16 protein-coding genes are annotated in these 18,708 nt (G+C 64.7%); 8 read left to right on the top strand and 8 right to left on the bottom strand.

The features are described 5' to 3' along the window. The first annotated feature begins 332 nt into the window (after positions 1-332). Complete coding sequence (locus EUU22_RS14425) at positions 333-716, top strand: Hpt domain-containing protein (RefSeq protein WP_129332663.1); 384 nt, start codon at positions 333-335, stop codon at positions 714-716. A 160-nt stretch (positions 717-876) separates the two neighbouring features. After that, complete coding sequence (locus EUU22_RS14430) at positions 877-1,197, top strand: 2Fe-2S iron-sulfur cluster-binding protein (RefSeq protein WP_129332664.1); 321 nt, start codon at positions 877-879, stop codon at positions 1,195-1,197. Positions 1,198-1,485: 288 nt separating this feature from the next. On the opposite strand, the gene EUU22_RS14435 is transcribed toward EUU22_RS14430, so the two are convergent. After that, entirely contained in the window at positions 1,486-2,103 is a 618-nt protein-coding gene (locus tag EUU22_RS14435) for a DUF922 domain-containing Zn-dependent protease (protein ID WP_129332665.1), read from the bottom strand. Between the two features lie 106 nt (positions 2,104-2,209). Here EUU22_RS14435 and folP point away from each other — a divergent pair, with 106 nt between their 5' ends. Together folP and folK are read left to right on the top strand one after the other, a co-directional pair. Beyond that, positions 2,210-3,070, top strand: a complete 861-nt coding sequence (folP, locus tag EUU22_RS14440; RefSeq protein ID WP_129332855.1) for a dihydropteroate synthase — start codon at positions 2,210-2,212, stop codon at positions 3,068-3,070. Between the two features lie 8 nt (positions 3,071-3,078). After that, entirely contained in the window at positions 3,079-3,588 is a 510-nt protein-coding gene (folK, locus tag EUU22_RS14445) for a 2-amino-4-hydroxy-6-hydroxymethyldihydropteridine diphosphokinase (protein WP_129332856.1), read from the top strand. Here folK and EUU22_RS14450 read toward each other — a convergent pair whose 3' ends face one another. From EUU22_RS14450 to EUU22_RS14465, 4 genes are all read right to left on the bottom strand, one after another. Then, a complete protein-coding gene (locus EUU22_RS14450; RefSeq protein WP_129332666.1) occupies positions 3,589-4,140 on the bottom strand; it encodes a hypothetical protein in 552 nt (183 codons plus the stop codon). Between the two features lie 125 nt (positions 4,141-4,265). Beyond that, positions 4,266-5,345 (bottom strand): YcjF family protein, encoded by a 1,080-nt coding sequence (locus EUU22_RS14455; protein ID WP_129332667.1) that lies wholly within the window; start codon positions 5,343-5,345, stop codon positions 4,266-4,268. Continuing rightward, positions 5,342-6,805, bottom strand: a complete 1,464-nt coding sequence (locus tag EUU22_RS14460; RefSeq protein ID WP_129332668.1) for a YcjX family GTP-binding protein — start codon at positions 6,803-6,805, stop codon at positions 5,342-5,344. The genes EUU22_RS14455 and EUU22_RS14460 overlap by 4 nt, the downstream gene beginning before the upstream one ends. 153 nt (positions 6,806-6,958) lie before the next feature. Continuing rightward, positions 6,959-7,468, bottom strand: a complete 510-nt coding sequence (locus EUU22_RS14465; protein ID WP_129332669.1) for a SixA phosphatase family protein — start codon at positions 7,466-7,468, stop codon at positions 6,959-6,961. A gap of 273 nt (positions 7,469-7,741) precedes the next feature. Between EUU22_RS14465 and dksA the strand changes: the two genes are divergently transcribed. After that, on the top strand, positions 7,742-8,161 hold the full coding sequence (gene dksA / locus EUU22_RS14470) for an RNA polymerase-binding protein DksA (RefSeq protein WP_112685083.1): 420 nt from the start codon (positions 7,742-7,744) through the stop codon (positions 8,159-8,161). A 96-nt stretch (positions 8,162-8,257) separates the two neighbouring features. Here dksA and EUU22_RS14475 read toward each other — a convergent pair whose 3' ends face one another. Then, on the bottom strand, positions 8,258-9,568 hold the full coding sequence (locus EUU22_RS14475) for a flagellar biosynthetic protein FliO (RefSeq protein ID WP_129332670.1): 1,311 nt from the start codon (positions 9,566-9,568) through the stop codon (positions 8,258-8,260). A 279-nt stretch (positions 9,569-9,847) separates the two neighbouring features. Here EUU22_RS14475 and cckA point away from each other — a divergent pair, with 279 nt between their 5' ends. Continuing rightward, the gene (gene cckA, locus EUU22_RS14480) at positions 9,848-12,451 is read left to right on the top strand and encodes a cell cycle histidine kinase CckA (protein WP_129332671.1); all 2,604 of its coding nucleotides are present in this window, start codon (positions 9,848-9,850) and stop codon (positions 12,449-12,451) included. A gap of 138 nt (positions 12,452-12,589) precedes the next feature. Here the strand turns inward: cckA and EUU22_RS14485 are convergent, their stop codons facing one another. Continuing rightward, on the bottom strand, positions 12,590-13,516 hold the full coding sequence (locus EUU22_RS14485; protein WP_129332672.1) for a pseudouridine-5'-phosphate glycosidase: 927 nt from the start codon (positions 13,514-13,516) through the stop codon (positions 12,590-12,592). 28 nt (positions 13,517-13,544) lie between these two features. Further along, positions 13,545-14,489 (bottom strand): carbohydrate kinase family protein, encoded by a 945-nt coding sequence (locus tag EUU22_RS14490; RefSeq protein ID WP_129332673.1) that lies wholly within the window; start codon positions 14,487-14,489, stop codon positions 13,545-13,547. Between the two features lie 243 nt (positions 14,490-14,732). On the opposite strand from EUU22_RS14490, the gene recA reads away from it, so the two are divergent. Both recA and alaS read left to right on the top strand, forming a co-directional pair. Then, positions 14,733-15,821 (top strand): recombinase RecA, encoded by a 1,089-nt coding sequence (gene recA / locus EUU22_RS14495; protein ID WP_129332674.1) that lies wholly within the window; start codon positions 14,733-14,735, stop codon positions 15,819-15,821. Between the two features lie 156 nt (positions 15,822-15,977). Beyond that, positions 15,978-18,641 (top strand): alanine--tRNA ligase, encoded by a 2,664-nt coding sequence (gene alaS / locus EUU22_RS14500; RefSeq protein WP_129332675.1) that lies wholly within the window; start codon positions 15,978-15,980, stop codon positions 18,639-18,641. The last annotated feature ends 67 nt before the right edge of the window (positions 18,642-18,708 follow it).

Raw genomic sequence — 18,708 nt, forward strand, 5'->3', positions numbered from 1 at the left:
CGGAATGCCCGCTTCTTCAAGCGCCGATGAAAAGCTTCCTTATCATCATCCGACCTCCGGGCAAAGCTTTGCAGCCTATGCCCCTCATATCCGTATCGTAGTGACACATTCGGGTATGCGTTACAATTAACCGGCCCCGGCATCCCCCGGACAGCGGGTTGTTGTTAACAGTTATTTTACGGATTGCGGATGCGAAAAGCCTGCAATGCCGGGCATTTAGGAGCTGTTAACCATAGCGATAGGTTTTCCCGCCAAACGGGCGCCGTTTTAAGCGGATGGCGCCCAATTTCAACCGAGGATCGTCACCGGACTGGAGTACGGAGGTGGCCACAATGGCAAAGACCAGCACGAAGATATCCGAAGTTTCCCCGGACGAGGCACCGGCGGGCGAACACTGCCGGTCGCGGGCAAGGCCCGTCGATCTCGTCTATCTGGCAGCGCGCACGCGCGCCGACCGCGCGGCCGAGATGGAAATCCTGCAAGCCTTCGTCAGTCAGGTGCGGCAATGTTTGCGATCGCTGGTGCCCGGTGGCGACGCCGCGGCCAACAGGACGGCGGCGGCAAGGCTGAGGGCGACGGCCATGGCCGTCGGCGCGTTCGCATTGTCGGCGACGGCGGAGGCGGTCGAAAGGGACGGAACCGATCCCGATGCAATCGAGTCCGTCTATTCGTGTGTCATCGAGGCGGAAAACTTCGTCTCGGGTCTCTGTCGCTGAGGGCGCGGCGCCGGCTGGCAGCTCGCGCCAGCGCCGATACCTCGCCGGTGCGACACACAGTCCCGTGAAGCCGGCTGTCCCGGCGGGCGAAAATGTTGACGGCCCGGATTTTTTCGTGAATGACTTCGGCCGTCTTTCACTAGCCTTTCTGGATGCCTTCATGACCAAGCTGAATATCATCGCGTTCGACGGCACACGTTTCGAGATCGACGCCGCCGACGGCTCCACCGTGATGGAGAACGCGGTACGCAACTCCGTCCCGGGCATCGAGGCCGAATGCGGTGGCGCCTGCGCCTGCGCGACCTGTCACGTCTATGTCGATGAAGCCTGGACCGACGCGGTCGGCGCACCATCGGCCATGGAGGAGGACATGCTCGACTTCGCCGTCGACGTGCAGCCTAATTCGCGCCTCTCCTGTCAGATCAAGGTGACGCCGGCGCTGGACGGTCTCGTCGTCAAGGTTCCGGAGCGTCAGGGCTGAGAGCTGGCAAAAAAAAGCCTCGCTCGTCAAGGAGCGAGGCGAGGGGGGCGCACCGCCAACAGGCGAGGGAGGAGACACCTGCTACCCGAAGATGCGCCGGGGAGAACCTGACATATCCGACTCTGGCCGTATGAACTCTCTTTAATCACACGTATAATTCCGTTCTTTAGCAAGTTCTACTGCTAGAAATAGCTGGTTATTCACAGGGCAGAACGCAAGTTCCACTCAAGTTTGAAGGGCAAAAGCCGGCATTTTTGAACGGTGGCGGGGTGCCGACGGCGGAAAACGTCAGGGGTTCCGCTTCGATCGGTAGTTGAGGATGCGAATCATCCGCTTCTCGAAGTTCGCCGCCTCGACACGGTCGAAGCGCATCTGATCCTTGTCGTGCGCATCGATGATCCGGCTGGTGGTTTCGGCGACCTTGATCTCCATGGCGAGGCACTCGCGTTGCGGGCGGAGGCCCTTGAGGCTGGTCTCCAGCTTGCGGGCGTATTGGCGTGCGATTTCGGCGTGTCGTTCTTCGTGACGGCGAATATCGCTGGAGAGCGCATCCCAGATCAGCGCGAGGTCCTTTCCGGCACGCTTGCGGTTTTTCCACTTCGGCAGCACGAGCTGCGTCTTCAGCGTCACCTTCGCGGAGCCGACACGGCAGCGGCCACCGGACTCGACATAGGTCACGTCTCCGCCGAAACGGATGCGCGTGGCGCCGGGATGGCGGGCGCCCGTCGACATCGTGTACGGACCCCGCCGCTCCAGTTCGCGGTCGAGGTCCTGGGCGGTCGTGCCGCCGATCTGGAAATAGCTGACCGTCTTGTGGACGATCGTCTCGGCGGTCGCCTGGCTGCTCAGGAGAGCGAGGATTGCCGCGACGGAAACGAGATACCGGGGGCGGCGCGCAATCTTCATGCTGGATATCCGCTATGTTGTATTCGATAGGACCTTGGGGCATAGGCCCGGCAAGTGCAATATCGCACATGTATCTTTTTTCGCTTCGGGAGGATTCGCCGTGACGATGCAGGCAGGCAAGACGGACTGGCTTCTCGCCCACGGGCGGCGCCTCGATCTCTCGCGCGGACGATTGATGGCGATCGTCAACGTGACGCCGGATTCCTTCTCCGACGGCGGCCAGCATTTCGGCGCCGAGAGCGCGGTGGCCCACGGTCTGCGGTGCCTCGAGGAAGGTGCGGACATTCTCGACATCGGCGGCGAGTCCACCCGGCCCGGCGCTGCCGAAGTCTCGCCCGCCGAGGAGCAGGACCGAATTCTTCCGGTCATCGAGCGGCTGACGCGAGAGAGCGATGCGCTGATTTCGGTCGACACCTACCGTGCGGAGACGGCGCGGCTCGCGATTGCCGCCGGCGCCCATATCGTCAACGACGTGCACGGGCTGCAAAGGGAGCCGGATATCGCAAAGGTGGCGGCGGAGACGGGGGCAGGGCTCTGTATCATGCATACGGGACGCGGTCGTGAGAAGCTCCCCGACATGATCGAGGATCAGTTCGTTTTCCTCAATCGCTCGCTGGAGATTGCGGAGGCTGCCGGCATCGCCCGCGGAGCGATCGTCCTCGATCCCGGCTTCGGCTTCGCCAAGGAAACGGAGGCGGAAAACGTCGAACTCATGGCTCGTTTCGACGAACTGAGGGCTTTCGGACTGCCGCTTCTCGTCGGAACCTCCCGCAAGCGGTTCCTCGGGACGATCACCGGCCGCAGCACGCCGGAGCGTGACCCGGCGACCGCGGCGACGACGGTGCTGCTCAGGATGAAGGGAGCGGCCGTTTTCCGCGTCCATAATGTCGCGATCAACAGGGACATGCTTGCCGTCACGGATGCCATTCTGGATGCAGAACGGCAGGTGAAGGCGGGTGAACGGTGAACAACGACATGCTGGAATGGCATCGGGCGACGCTCGGCCTCGGCGGCAATATCGGTGATCCGGTGGCGGCCATGGCGGCTGCACTGCAGAGGCTCGATGCGCGGGAGGACTGCCGCGTGGTCGCGGTCTCGCGGCTCTACCGCACGCCGCCCTGGGGCAAGACCGATCAGGCGGATTTCTACAATGCCTGCGCCGCGATTGAGACCCGGCTTTCGCCGGAGGCGCTGCTCGATGCCTGCCTCGACATCGAACGTGATATGAAGCGGGTGCGGATCGAGCGCTGGGGGCCGCGGACGATCGACATGGACGTGCTGACCTATGACGCGCTCGAAACCCGGACGGACCGGCTCGAGATTCCGCATCCGCGGATGAGTGAGCGAGCCTTCGTGCTGATGCCGCTCGCCGACATCGCGGCTTCGATGGTCGTCCGCGGACGTTCCGTCGCGGCGTGGCTCGAGGAGAGTGACAGGACCGGGATCACGACCGCCAGCGACGACGGCGAATGGTGGCGTCGATAATTACTTCTTGAGCGAGGCGGAGGCGTCGGCATCCATTTCGCGATTGAGCGAAAGGCCGATGACGGGGATCATGCGATCCTCGACCTTGACCGAGATGGTGATGTTCATCGCCGTCTCGTTCTGTACGCGGGCGACCATGGCGCCGTTCAGCTTGGCGCGGTTGATGCCCATGACGACCTTGTTGCCGCTGACCGTGCCCGAAACGATGTCGAGCCCCTTGCCATCGGCGCCATCGAGGAACTTGCCCTGATAAGTGTTGCCGACCTGCGTGATGACCGCGCTCATGGGCTGCGAGAAGACGCCGACGCGGCAGGTGCCGTCGAGCTTGAGGCCGGTTTCGCCGCTTGACGAGATGCCGGTCAGGTTGCAGGTGAATTTGGTGCCCTTGTACTTGCCGGCGACGATCTCGCCCGGCCCTTTCCAGATCCCCGAAACGGAATCGAAGAAGCGCTTGTCGCGGGATGCCGCTTCGGCGGACGGCGCGGACAGAACCGCGGCGGCGACGGTGAGAGCGGCGAGAGAGCCGATAAAGGACAAAGAACGAAACGACATCGGTTCACCCTGGCACGAGCAACGAAGGACCCGTCTGACATCTAACGCGAGAATGGTTAATGCTTGGTTTCCTCGGCCGCGGGCCGTTTACCCTGTTGCAGGAAAACGAGTCGGAAACCGTCCGGCTATTCCTTGCGGACGCCGGGAGCCGAAGTCAAGCGCGGAGCGAGATCGGCGACGAAATCGCCGATGCCGGGACGTTTCAGCGCCTTGAACGGCAGGGGCCGGCAAAGATCCATGGCGGCGATGCCGATGCGTGCGGTCATCAGGCCGTTTATGACCCCTTCTCCGAGCCGTGCCGAGAGCCGCGAGGCCAGCCCGTGGCCGAGAATCTGCTGCGCCAGTCCGTCACCGACGGCGATCGATCCGGTGACGGCGAGATGGGCGAGGACGTCCCTGAAGAGGCGCATCATGCCGAAGGTGCCCGGCCTGCCGCCATAGAGTTCGGCCATGGCCCGGATCAGGCGGACGACCTCGAACAGGACATAGGCGAGGTCTACGATCGCCCGCGGGCTGACGGCGGTCACGACCGAGACGCGCTTGGCACTTCCGAGGATCAGCGCACGCGCCTTGAGATCGAGCGGCGCGAGCAGCTCGCGTTCGGCAAGCGCGATCAGGTGCGGTGCGTCGATGATGTCGTCGCGGGCCGCTTCGAGCGTCGCACGTCCGCGTGCGGTCTCCGGCCGACCGGCGACCAGCTTGACGAGGCGCTCGACGATGGCGCGGGCGGCGCGCGGGCGGGTGCCGGCTGCGGCCGCCTCCGCCTCGGTTTTGAGGGTCTGGACCGCATCGAGCCGCCAGATGCCGAGTATTTCGCGGCCGACGGCGATGGCAAGTGCGGCCAGGCCGACCGCGAGCACCGCGAGGGCGGCATAGCCGAGCCAGTCGGAACGGGTGAAGAGATCGCGCAGGAGGCTATCGATCCAGAGCCCGAGCGCCAGCGAGATCAGAATCGAAAAGGCGCCGAGCGCCAGCTTTGCGAAGGAAAAGCGCCGCGGCCGCGGCGTCGCGACCGGAGCGTCGGCAATCTCCGACAGGTCGTCTACCGAGAGAAACGGATCGTCGGCTTCCGCGACCACTGCAACTTCGTGATCGAAGCTGCGTGGTGGTCGGGCCTGCGGCTGCACAGGCTGTTTCGGCGCTTCGACCGCGAAGGCGGCAGGGCGACGCCCGTCTTCGGGCGGGTGGGACGGCGGCTTCGTCATGCGAGTTTGTCCCCCAGCAGGAACTGCAGGGCCCTGTCGAGCCTTATGTGCGGAACGGAAAGGGTAATGCCGCCCCCGGTCTCCTCGACCTGTGGCGGACGGAAGCGCACGATGTTGAGTTCCGGCAGATAGGCGCCGTGGCCGGCTTCATCCACGCCGCGGAAGAACCGCTCGGGATCGGCCGGCAGATCGCCCGGGAAGATCGCAGTCTTGCGGTTGCCGTCGAAGCGTTCCGTACCGACGGTCTCGCCTGCCATCGGCGTGCCGACCACCACCGGCAGTTCGTCGCCGTTCTGTTTCACCGTCGCTTCGCGCGTCGCACGGACGGAGGCGATCGCCATCACCTCGATGCCGGCCCCGGTCATGCCGATGCGGGTCGTCGCCCGGTCGACGAGACGGCGGGTGATCGCCTCCAGCCGGTCGTGGCTCTCGTGGTGCAGGTGGTCGGCCTTGGTCGCGGCGACGAGCACCCGGTCGATGCGCCGGCGGACGAGTGCCGTCAGGAAGGAGTTCGAACCCGCACGGAAACAGGCGAGCACGTCGGTGAGGGCGCGTTCGAGGTCCTGTACGGCTTCGGGTCCGCGATTGATCGCCTGCAAGGCGTCGACCAGCACGATCTGCCGGTCCAGCCTGGCGAAATGTTCGCGGAAGAAGGGTTTGACCACCACCGTCTTGTAGGCTTCGTAGCGGCGTTCCATCATCGCCCGCAGGGAACCTTTCGGCGCCCTGCTGTCCGGCAGGTCCGGCATGGGTGCGAAGGTGAGGGCAGGCGAGCCGTCGAGGTCGCCGGGCATCAGAAAGCGTCCGGGCGGCAGCGTTGAGAGCGAGCGCTCGTCCGCCTTGCAGGCCCTGAGATAGGCGGTGAACCGTTCGGCGAGTTCCCGGGCGAGCGTCTCGTCGGCCGGCGCGTCGACGTCGACCGTTGCCGTTCGTTCCAGCCATTCGCGCGAAAGTTCCGCGCGGATTCCGGTTCGCGCAAGTTCCACCGTGGCGGCGCTGAAGTCGCGATAGTCCTGGCCGAGCAGGGGCAGATCGAGGAGCCATTCGCCGGGATAGTCGACGATGTCGACGGAAAGCCGGCCGGGGGAAAACAGGCGGTTCCAGCCGCTTGCGCTTTCATAGGCGATCGTGAGGCGCAGTTCGGAGATCGCGCGGGTGGAATCGGGCCATATGCGGTCCTTCACGAGCGCGCGGATGTGATCCTCGTACTGGAAGCGTGGCACGGCGTCGTCGGGTTGCGGCTCGAGCCTCGTCGCAGAGATGCGTCCCGACTGCAAAGACTCGAAGAGCGGCAGACGGCCGCCATGCAGGAGATTGTGGATGAGCGAGGAGATGAACACCGTCTTGCCGGCGCGGGCGAGGCCGGTCACGCCGAGGCGGATCGACGGGTTGACGAGGTTTGCCGCCCGGTCTGCCAGATTGTCGAAGGCGATCACGGCCTCGTCGGCGAAGGATGTCATGGATGGCAAGTCGGATGTCCCTGCGGCAGCGTCACGGTTTCGGCTGAACGTCCGGAAGACGGGCCGAGCGCGAATATAGGGATCCTGCAGGCGAGGCGAAAGGGAGGTGCGGCATATCCGCGGCCTTTCGCCGCCCGGGCAGCGGAAAGGACTTCAGCCGTCCACGAAATCCAGGAGGATCCACGGCCGGCTGTCGGGTGCGGTGTCGGCCGCGCGTTCGAGGACGGCTAGGCCGGCCGTCGGGAAACCTTCGGGTACCGCGGTCTGCGCGGCCTCGCTGCCGGCGAGCAGGAACAGCACCTCTTCGATGGACGGATTGTGCCCGACGACCATCACCGAGCCGTAATTCCTGAGATCCGCGAGGATGTCCAGATAGGTTTCGGCGGGGCAGTTGTAGAGTTCGTCGAGATAGCGGAACTCGGTCCGTGTCGCATAGGCCCCGCGGAAGGCGTCGGCCGTTTCGCGGCAGCGTCGCGCGGAGGAGCTCAGGATCAGGTCGGGCCGGTAGCCGCGCTCGATCGCGCGTTCCGCGACGCTTGCCGCCTCCTCGCGACCGGCGTCGCTCAGTGCCCGGTCGAAATCCCGTTCGCCCGGTTGCGCCCAACCGGATTTTGCGTGCCGCAGCAGGTAGATACGATTTTGGGGGGGCGTCACCGAGGTCATCCGTTCAGCTTTCTGCGACTGCGCGTCCCCTCTGACTAGCTTCACAGAGGGATGGCCGTCAACTGGCCTTCCGTAGTGCTCCTTCACGCAAGGGGAAGTGCGGCAGTGACCGGCAGCGAGTACCTTGTTTTTGGAAATAATGCTTAAGAAATAGACATTTAGCTTAATTATATGACAGAATTAAAAATGGTTTAAAGCCGGTTGTAAGGCTTGAATGCGCTTTAGCGAAAGGATATACAGCCGCCCATTGAGATGTTCTTCAGGAGAATCGCGTTGAGTGAGAAGATCGATCTTAGCAATTATGTGCTCTCGGAAGACGATGAGTTCATGAACGCGAACCAACGGGCCTACTTCCGCGCAAAGCTCATAGCCTGGAAAAACGACATCCTTCGTGAAGCCCGCGAGACGCTCGACCATCTTGCCGAGGAAAGTGCCAACCATCCCGATCTGGCCGACCGTGCATCATCAGAGACGGATCGTGCCATCGAGCTTCGGGCCCGCGATCGGCAGCGCAAGCTGATCTCCAAGATCGACGCGGCGTTGCAGCGTATCGAGGACGGCACCTACGGGTATTGCGAGGAAACCGGTGAGCCGATTGGACTGAAGCGGCTGGACGCCCGCCCGATCGCCACGTTGTCGATCGAGGCGCAGGAGCGCCACGAACGACGCGAGAAGGTTTACCGGGACGAGTGACCGGATTTTCAAAGCCCGCTCTTCCGAGCGGGCTTTTTTGTCGCGTCACCGTTTTCCGATTGGCTCGAACACAGCGGCCGCCCCGGTCCACGAAGGTCAGCCGTCGCGGCTTGCCGACATCTCTCCGAAGATCCGGGCGATTTCCTTCTGCAGGCTTGGCTCTTCAGCCGCCTCGGCGGGACGGTTGCCGGCGGCTGCCGGCTTCGATGCGCCGACGACGGGCGGAACGCCGACAGGGCGTTCGGGCCTGATGGCGGGCGCGGGCGGAATGTCGGCGGCGGGAGCAGGCGTCGCCGCCGTCGTTGCCGCGAGGTGACGTTCCATCTCTTCTTCAAGAACCCGTTCGAAATCGCTCGGTATGCGCTGCTTGGGCGCCTCGTCCGCCTTTGGTTCTTCCGGAGAAGGCTGCGTTTCGGGTGCGCGTTCCGGTTCCGCGGCGGCAGTCTCCGCCAATTCCGGCATGACGCGGCCGCGGGCTGCTTCCAGGATGTCCGCCGCGTCGGCCGGAGCGAGAGAAAGATCGTCGTCCTGCGTTGGAGCAGTTGTCGCGGTAGCTTCGATCGGTTGGACAACGGCGGCCGTGAGCGGTTCCGCGGGGGTGACGGGTGTGGTCGCAGTGACGGGCGGGCGGTTTGCCGGCACCTCGGGCTGCGGCTCGACTGGGGCCGGGGCCGCCGCCATTTCCAGCACAGGCCGTTCGGGCGTCGTCACCGGCGCGGTCGTGGCCGTGACATCATCCTTGACGAGCATGGGACCTGCGGCCGGCTGAATTGGCGCCGGGCTCGGCGGGGCGGCGGCCGGTGCGGCCTCCGCGACCGGAGCCGGCTGCGCCGTCGGTGTCCTGGTCAGCGCCGGCTCGATTTCCGCAGCCGCAGCGATGGTCCGGACGGGTTCTGCGATCGGCTTGACCGGTGCCGCCGGCTGCCGAGCCTGTTCGCGGCGAACAGGTGCTGCGACCGGTTCGGGACGACTTGCTGGAAGCTCCGGCTCGGGCCGGACAGCCGCGATCGCAGCCGCCGGTCGGGAAATCGCCACAGGCTCGCGGCCGGCCGACCGGTCTTCGTGGGTGAGCGGGACGGTCTGCGACGGCGATACGGGCGTCGCAGACAGGTAGGCGCGCTCGTCGCCGATACCGCTTTCGATGACGATATCGGTCGGTCCACCGATCATGACGAGATGTTCGACATTGTCGCGGCGCACCAGCACCAAACGGCGGCGTGCATCGACCGCGGCCGCATCGAGGACCTGCAGGCGCGGCTGCCGGTTGCGTCCGCCGCGCACGAACGGCGACGGTGCCCGTTTGCGCAGCAGCCAGAGCACGATGAACAGGCACAGGAGCGCCAGGCTGACACCCAGTGCCGCGACCAGGAAACGATTGCCGTAAGCGGCGACGAGTTCTTCGATCATGTCGGCCCTCCTTTTTTCCCGCTTTGTGACAGAAGACCGCCGGCAGCGCAATGCGATCACCCGGCAGCGCCCTCCCTCAGGCGCTCCCGAACAATCCGGCTGGCCGGATGTTCTGCGTCAAATGCGGCTTTCCTGTGGGATTGCCTGTGTATGATGCTCCTCAAACTGGGAGGGCGGAGCTTTTTGCCGTCCTTGCAAGTTGCTAAACATGGCATACACGTCCGATTCTGCCGATCTTCTCCTGTCGGCGGATTGTGGGGCGGCAACGACGAGGCGTTCATGACGAGATTGCAGCAGGCCGGCGACAGCGATGCGCCCTTGGTCGACCGGGGCAGCCGATCCGGTGCGGCCGTACGCATCATCGTGCTGGCGGTCGTGCTCCTCGCCGCCGCGGTCGCCTTCGTCATCTTCAAGGATCAACTCGACAACGAATTCGTTCTCGGCATCCTCGGCGTGCTGGCGATGATGGGAATATTCTTCCTCGTCTCGGCGATGATCGGGTTCGTCGCCGTCATGCCGCAGTCGCAGTCCGATACGCTCGCCCGTAGCTTTCTGGCGAGCCAGCCCGAAGGCACGCTGATCACCGACGACAGCGGCCGCATCATCTTCGCCAACGCCGCCTACGGGCGGATCACCGGCGCAAGGAAGGCGACGGAGGTCCAGACGCTCGAAGCCCTGCTCTCGCGCCATCGGGAATCGGGCGAGGCTCTCTATAGGCTGACGAACGGACTGCGCTCCGGCCGCGAAGGCTACGAAGAGTTTCGTCTGCTGAAGCCGCTCGGTCCCGTGACCGGCAACGGCTCCGGCGCGCACTGGTACCGGCTGAAGGCCAGACTGCTGCCGCTCGAGGACAGCGCCAAGGTACTGCAGATCTGGCAGATCACCGACATCACCTCGGAACGAGAGGACCAGGAGCGCTTCTTCAAGGAACTGCAGCACGCGATCGACTACCTCGATCACGCACCGGCGGGGTTCTTCTCGGCCGGGCGAAAGGGCGAGATCTACTATCTCAATGCGACGCTCGCTGAATGGCTCGGCATCGATCTCACGCAGTTCTCTCCGGGGTCGCTCACCGTCTCCGAACTGGTCGCGGGCGAGGGGATGGCGCTCATCGAATCGGTGCAGGCCGCCCCCGGTTCCACCAAGACGGAGACCTTCGATCTCGACCTGCGCTGCGCCAACGGCCAGAGCCTGCCGGTACGGCTCATCCATCGCGTCCGTGCCGCCCGCGACGGCGCGCCGGGCGAAAGCCGCTCCATCGTGCTTGCGCGGCGGGACGATCACAGCGGCGACCAGTCGGCATCGATCGCCTCGATGCGCTTCACGCGTTTCTTCAACAACACGCCGATGGCGATCGCATCCGTCGACGGCGAGGGCCGGATTCTCCGGACCAACGCGCCCTTCCTCAAGCTCTTCTCGGACCTCGTCAGTCGTGACGACGTCGATCGTGGCGCGAGCCTCGACGTCGTCTTCCACGAGAGCGAACGCGAGCGCTTCAGCCAGGCGCTTGCCGCCGCGAAGAACCGCCAGGTCGACATCGCGCCGATCGACAGCCGGCATCCGCAAAACGAGAACCGGCACTTCCGTTTCTACGTCAACGCGGTCATCGACCAGAGCGACGAGGCGCCGGAAGAGGCGGCGATCGTCTATGCCGTCGACGTGACCGACCAGAAGGCGCTGGAAACCCAGATGGCGCAGACGCAGAAGATGAATGCGGTCGGAACGCTCGCAGGCGGTATCGCCCACGACTTCAACAACGTGCTGACGGCGATCCTGCTTTCGTCCGACCATCTCCTGCTGCAGGCCCGGCCTTCCGATGCGAGCTTTGCGGATCTCATGGAGATCAAGCGCAACGCCAACCGTGCCGCGGTGCTGGTGCGGCAGCTGCTGGCCTTCTCGCGCAAGCAGACGATGCGCCCGTCGGTGCTGAACCTCACCGACGTCATCGGCGACCTGCGGATGCTGGTCGATCGGCTGATCTCCGGTACGGCGGTGAAGCTGGAAGTGGATTACGGCCGCGACCTGTGGCCGGTGAAGACGGACCTTTCGCAGTTCGAGCAGGTGCTGATCAATCTCTGCGTGAATGCGCGCGATGCCATGCCGCAGGGCGGGAAGATCACCATCTCCACCCGCAACATCTCGGCGGAAGAGGCGGCCGCCTTCCACTATCGCGAACTTCCTGCCGAGGAGTTCGTGCTGGTCGAGGTGGCCGACACCGGAACCGGCATCGCGCCGGAGATCATGGAGAAGATCTTCGAGCCCTTCTTCACCACCAAGGAAGTTGGCAAGGGCACCGGCCTCGGCCTCGCGATGGTCTACGGGATCGTCAAGCAGTCCGGCGGCTACATCTATCCGGAATCCGAGGTCGGCAAGGGAACCGCCTTCCGCATCTTCCTGCCGCGGCACGTGGCCGAAATCGTTCCCGTTCCCGCCGGCGGGGAGGCCGGAGCCGCGGATACCGAAGCGCGTCCGGCGGCGACAGCCTCGGAGCCGACCGACCTCACCGGCAAGTCGGCTGTCGTTCTCCTCGTCGAGGATGAGGAAGCGGTGCGGCGTGGCGGCAAGCGCATGCTGGAAACGCGCGGATATACAGTTCACGAGGCCGGTTCGGGTGTCGAAGCGCTCGACATCATGGACGAGCTCGACGGCGCCGTGGACATCGTCGTCTCCGACGTGGTGATGCCGGAAATGGACGGGCCGACGTTGCTTCGGGAACTGCGCAAGAAGTATCCGGACCTGAAATTCATCTTCGTCTCCGGGTATGCCGAGGACGCGTTCGCCCGCAACCTGCCGGCCGACGCCAAATTCGGCTTCCTGCCGAAGCCATTCTCGCTGAAGCAACTCGCCGTTGCCGTTCGTGAAATGCTCGACGGTGACGACTGAGCCGGCACCACGCTCGGTGCAACCCTGAACACGTCGAAGAAACCGCCTGGATGCGGTCCGACCGGCAGGAAATTGTCCGAAAAACAGATTACGTTGGGGAAGTGGCGTTACGTTACGTAATGCCACTTCCCGTGATGTTCAGTCGTTCATTGCGACCGCGATCTCCGCGGCGAGACGGGCATTGTTCTCGACCAGCGCGACGTTGGTCTTCAGGCTGCGGCCGGCCGTCAGGTGGAAGATGTTGTCGAGCAGGAACGGCGTCACGTCCTTGCCGGTCACCTCTTCGCGTTCGGCACTGGCGAGCGCGCGACCGATGTAGATCTCCATCTCCTCACGCGGAATCTCGTATTCCTCCGGCACAGGATTGGCGATCAGCAAGCCACCTTCGATGCCGAGTTGCTCGCGCATCCGCTGGAAATTGGCGATGGCCGCCGGACTGGAGAGCGAGAGCGGGCTGCGCAGCCCGGAGTTGCGCGACCAGAATGCGGGAAATTCCTCGCTGTCGTAGGTGACGACCGGAACGCCGCGGGTTTCCAGGAATTCGAGCGTCTTCGGAATGTCGAGGATCGCCTTCGGGCCGGCCGAAACGACGATCACCGGTGTACGCGCGAGTTCCTCGAGGTCGGCGGAGATGTCGAGGCTTTCCTCGGCGCCGCGATGGACGCCGCCGATGCCGCCGGTGGCGAAGACCGAGATGCCGGCGCGGCTTGCAGCGATCATGGTCGCGGCGACGGTCGTGGCGCCGCTGCGGCGTTCGGCGAGCGCGAAGGCGATGTCGGCGCGCGAGAGCTTCATGACGCCGGTCATCTGCGCAAGCGCCGCGATCTGCGCGTCTTCGAGGCCGATGTGCAGGATGCCGTCGATGACGGCGATCGTCGCCGGCACGGCGCCCTGTTCGCGAATGATCGTTTCGACGCTGCGCGCCATTTCCAGGTTGCCGGGGAAGGGCATGCCATGGGTGATGATCGTCGATTCCAGCGCTACGATCGGCGCGCCGCGAACCTTGGCGGCAGCGACTTCCTTCGAATAGACGATCGGCAGCAGGGGCGAAATGGCTTTGGTCATGGGAGCTTCCGGGTTTCGTGACTGCAGGTCATGACAGGATTTCTACGTCCGGCACAAGGGGCATATACGAATTGGCGAGATCGCGGGAGAGGTTTTCCGCGGTCGCATGCGGCGAGCACACGGTGATGGCCGCAAGCGCAGCTCCGTGACGCAGCGCCTCGCCGAGCGCCCGGCCTTCGATGCGGGCCGAGATGACGCCGGAGGCGAAGGCATCGCCGGCGCCGGTGACGTCGACCACGGTCTCCAGCCGCGGCGGTGACAGGACCGCTGTTCCTGTCTCGTCGAACGCGACGACGGCCCCGGCGCCGCAGGTGACGACGCCGCCCTTGAGGCCCTTTTCCCTGAGGAGCGCAGGCCAGCCGGCGGGATCATCGGGACGGGAACCGCAGAGTGCCTCGGCCTCTGCCGCGTTCATGAACAGCATGGCAAGACCGGCAAGGCAGGGCAGGAGACGCACGACCTTCGCCGGGGAGATGGCGATCGCGAAGACCGGCAGATCGCGGGCGCCTGCCGCGGTGGCGAGCGCTGCGAGTGTCTCCGCCGGCAGATTGGCGTCGCAGAGCACATGGCGCGCCTCGCCGAGCGCGGCGCGAAAGGAAAGGGTGCGGGTGCGGCGTGGCCCGAACAGGTCATAGAGCTCCATGTCGGCGAGCGCGATGACGAGATTTCCGTCCGCTTCGAGGACCGCCGTGTAGCTCGGCGTGGCGCGATCGAGGAAGACGACCGGGCAATCGTCAATGCCGACGCGAAGGGCTTCGGCCGAGACGGCCATGCCTGCCGCATCACCGCCGCGCGGCGCGATCAGCCTGACCTCATGGCCGAGCCGGGCGAGATTGCGGGCAGCGTTGAAGCCGCCGCCGCCCGGTTCCTCGAACCAGCGGCCGGGATTGCTCGCTCCCATGACGGTCGTGCCGGCAATCCGGCCGCGGCGGTCGATATGGGCACCGCCGACGACGAGAAGGGAACCGCTCATGCGCGCTTCCCGCAACATTGCGGGCGCGACGAATCGCAAGCCGCCGCAAGTGCGGCGAAAGCACGGCGGCGCATGAGCGACGGTCCATGGCATGTCGTCTGAAACATAAAGTGAACATCCTGCGAAGTCGCAAGTCTATTCAGCAGGTTGAACAGGGATTGCCAGATGAGAACAAAACGTGTACGCATGGTCCGTCGGCTGCTTCATTGCCTATGCGGCTTCAATAACCTAAAGGTGGATCGAATGGCACAAAATTCTTTGCGGCTCGTAGAGGACAAATCGGTGGACAAAAGCAAGGCACTTGAAGCGGCACTTTCGCAGATCGAGCGGAATTTCGGCAAAGGGTCGATCATGAAGCTCGGCGCGAATGAGAGCGTGGTCGAGATCGAGACGGTTTCCACCGGGTCGCTGAGCCTCGACATCGCACTCGGGATCGGTGGCCTGCCGAAGGGGCGTATCGTGGAAATCTACGGCCCCGAAAGTTCGGGCAAGACGACGCTCGCACTGCAGACGATCGCCGAATCGCAGAAGAAGGGCGGCATCTGTGCCTTCGTCGACGCCGAGCATGCCCTCGATCCGGTCTATGCCCGCAAGCTGGGGGTCGATCTGCAGAACCTCCTCATTTCGCAGCCGGACACCGGCGAGCAGGCGCTCGAAATCACCGACACGCTGGTGCGCTCCGGCGCGATCGACGTGCTCGTCGTCGACTCGGTCGCCGCACTTACGCCGCGCGCCGAAATCGAGGGCGAGATGGGCGACAACCTGCCGGGCATGCAGGCCCGCCTGATGAGCCAGGCGCTGCGCAAGCTCACCGCCTCGATCTCCCGCTCGAACTGCATGGTCATCTTCATCAACCAGATCCGCATGAAGATTGGCGTAATGTTCGGCTCCCCGGAAACGACGACCGGCGGCAATGCGCTCAAGTTCTATGCCTCCGTCCGCCTCGACATCCGCCGCATCGGCGCCGTCAAGGAGCGCGAGGAGGTCGTCGGCAACCAGACCCGCGTGAAGGTCGTCAAGAACAAGATGGCGCCGCCCTTCAAGCAGGTCGAGTTCGACATCATGTACGGCGAGGGCGTCTCCAAGACCGGCGAGCTCGTCGACCTCGGCGTGAAGGCCGGGATCGTCGAGAAATCCGGTGCCTGGTTCTCTTACAACAGTCAACGGCTCGGCCAAGGGCGCGAGAATGCCAAGATTTTCCTGCGGGACAATCCGGAGCTCGCCCAGGAGATCGAGATGGCGCTACGCCAGAACGCCGGGCTGATCGCCGACCGCTTCCTGCAGAACGGTGGCCCGGACGCCGGCGAGGGCGACGGCTCCGCGGACATGTGATCCGCATTCATTTCGATGACCGACGGAGCGCCGGTCCGATATCGGAAGATGTCGGGCCGGTTTTTTTCCGTGCGGCTGGACAGTGCCGGTCACGGACGATAAAAGCCTTTGGTTTTTAGGCTTTGGCCGGCATCCGGCAGCAATGAAGGGCGTGACATGAGCGGCGTAAATGACATCCGGTCGACTTTTCTCGATTACTTCAAGGCGAATGGCCATGAAGTCGTGTCGTCGAGCCCGCTCGTACCGCAGAACGACCCGACGCTGATGTTCACCAATGCCGGCATGGTGCAGTTCAAGAACGTCTTCACCGGCCTTGAGCAGCGTCCCTACAAGACGGCGGCGACCGCGCAGAAGTGCGTGCGCGCCGGCGGCAAACACAACGACCTCGACAATGTCGGCTATACCGCGCGTCACCACACCTTCTTCGAGATGCTCGGCAACTTCTCCTTCGGCGACTACTTCAAGGAGAGGGCGATCGAACTTGCCTGGAACCTGATCACCAAGGAGTTCGGGCTAGCCAAGGATCGTCTCTGCGTGACAGTCTACCATACCGACGACGAGGCGTTCGGCCTGTGGAAGAAGATCGCCGGCCTTGCCGACGAGAAGATCATCCGCATCCCGACCAGCGACAATTTCTGGGCGATGGGCGATACCGGTCCCTGCGGTCCCTGCTCGGAGATCTTCTACGATCACGGCGCGCATATCTGGGGCGGCCCGCCCGGCTCGCCGGAGGAAGACGGCGACCGCTTCATCGAGATCTGGAACCTCGTCTTCATGCAGTACGAGCAGATCACCAAGGAAGAGCGCGTCAACCTGCCGCGTCCGTCGATCGACACCGGCATGGGCCTCGAGCGCATCGCGGCCGTCCTGCAGGGCCAGCACGACAACTACGACATCGATCTCTTCCGGGCGCTGATCGAGGCTTCGGTCGAGCTGACCGGCGTCAAGGCGGAGGGTGAGCGTCGTGCCAGCCACCGCGTTATCGCCGACCACCTCCGTTCGGCCGCCTTCCTGATCTCCGACGGGGTCCTTCCCTCGAACGAGGGCCGCGGCTACGTGCTCCGTCGTATCATGCGCCGCGCCATGCGCCACGCAGAGCTTCTCGGTGCCCGCGAACCGGTCATCTATAAGCTTCTGCCGGTGCTCGTGCAGCAGATGGGCCGGGCCTATCCGGAACTCGCGCGCGCCGAAGCGCTCATTTCCGAGACGCTGAAGCTCGAGGAAACGCGCTTCCGCAAGACGTTGGAGCGCGGACTGAGCCTGCTGTCGGAGGCGACGGCCGATCTTTCGAAGGGCGACAGCCTCGACGGCGAAACGGCCTTCAAGCTCTACGATACCTACGGCTTCCCGCTCGACCTCACGCAGGATGCGCTGCGCAACCGCGGCATCGGCGTCGACCTCACCGGTTTCAACGACGCGATGCAGCGCCAGAAGGCCGAAGCGCGCGCCCACTGGGCCGGCTCCGGCGACAAGGCGACCGAGGCGGTATGGTTCGAGCTCAAGGAGAAGTTCGGTGCGACCGAATTCCTCGGTTACTCCTCCGAAAGCGCGGAGGCCGAGGTGCAGGCGATCGTGAAGGATGGCGCGGTCGTCGACAGTGCCTCCAAGGGCGACACCGTGCAGGTGGTCGTCAACCAGACGCCGTTCTACGGCGAATCGGGTGGCCAGGTCGGCGACACCGGCTTGATCGCCGGCGACAATGTCAAACTCGCGGTTTCCGAGACGCAGAAGAAGGGCGAGGGCCTTTTCGTCCACACGGCGACGATAACCGAAGGCAGCCTGCGTGCGGGCGATGCAGTCGTGATGACCGTCGATCATGTCCGTCGCTCGCGACTGCGCGCAAACCATTCGGCGACCCACTTGATCCACGAGGCACTGCGCGAAATTCTCGGCACCCATGTCGCCCAGAAGGGATCGCTTGTCGCGCCGGAACGCCTGCGTTTCGACGTCTCTCATCCGAAGCCGATGTCGGCCGAGGAGCTGAAGGTGGTCGAGGCGATGGCGAACGAGATCGTCACCCAGAACACGCCGGTAACCACGCGCCTGATGAGCGTCGACGATGCGATCGCCGAGGGAGCGATGGCCCTGTTCGGCGAGAAGTACGGCGATGAAGTCCGTGTCGTGTCGATGGGCACCGCCATCCACGGGCCGAAGGCCGGCAAGCCCTATTCGGTCGAGCTTTGCGGCGGAACGCACGTCTCCGCGACCGGTGAGATAGGCCTCGTGCGCATCCTTTCGGAAAGTGCCGTCGGCGCCGGCGTGCGCCGTATCGAGGCGGTGACCGGGGAGGCGGCGCGCGCCTATCTCTCGGAGCAGGACGAGCGTGTGAAGCAGGTCGCGACGGCGCTCAAGGTGCAGCCGGCGGAAGTGGTCACGCGCGTCGAGCAGCTCGTCGAGGAACGCCGCAAGCTGGAACGCGAACTTGCCGAGGCCAAGCGCAAGCTTGCCATGGGCGGCGGCGGCCAGGCTGCTGCCGACGAGGGAGCCCGCGAGGTCGGCGGCGTGAAATTCCTCGGCCGCGTGCTGAAGGGCGTTGAAGCCAAGGACCTGAAGGGCCTCGTCGACGAGAGCAAGGCAGGCCTCGGTTCCGGCGTCGTCACGCTGATCGCGGTCTCCGAAGACGGCAAGGCGAGCGTCGTCGTCGGCGTCACCGATGACCTCACCGGCCGCTACAGCGCGGTCGAACTCGTGCGCCTCGCCTCGGCAGCCGTCGGCGGCAAGGGCGGCGGCGGCCGGGCGGACATGGCTCAGGCCGGTGGTCCGGACGGCGAGAAGGCGGATGCGGCGATCGCGGCCGTCGAGAAGGCGCTCGCCGCCTAGGGCGGCGGCGCGGCGGGTCTATCGGGCGGCATTTTCGAAATCTTCACGCTTGCCGTCTAATGCGGTC

Origin of the sequence: Ciceribacter ferrooxidans, assembly GCF_004137355.1 — a bacterium.
Lineage (GTDB): Bacteria > Pseudomonadota > Alphaproteobacteria > Rhizobiales > Rhizobiaceae > Allorhizobium > Allorhizobium ferrooxidans.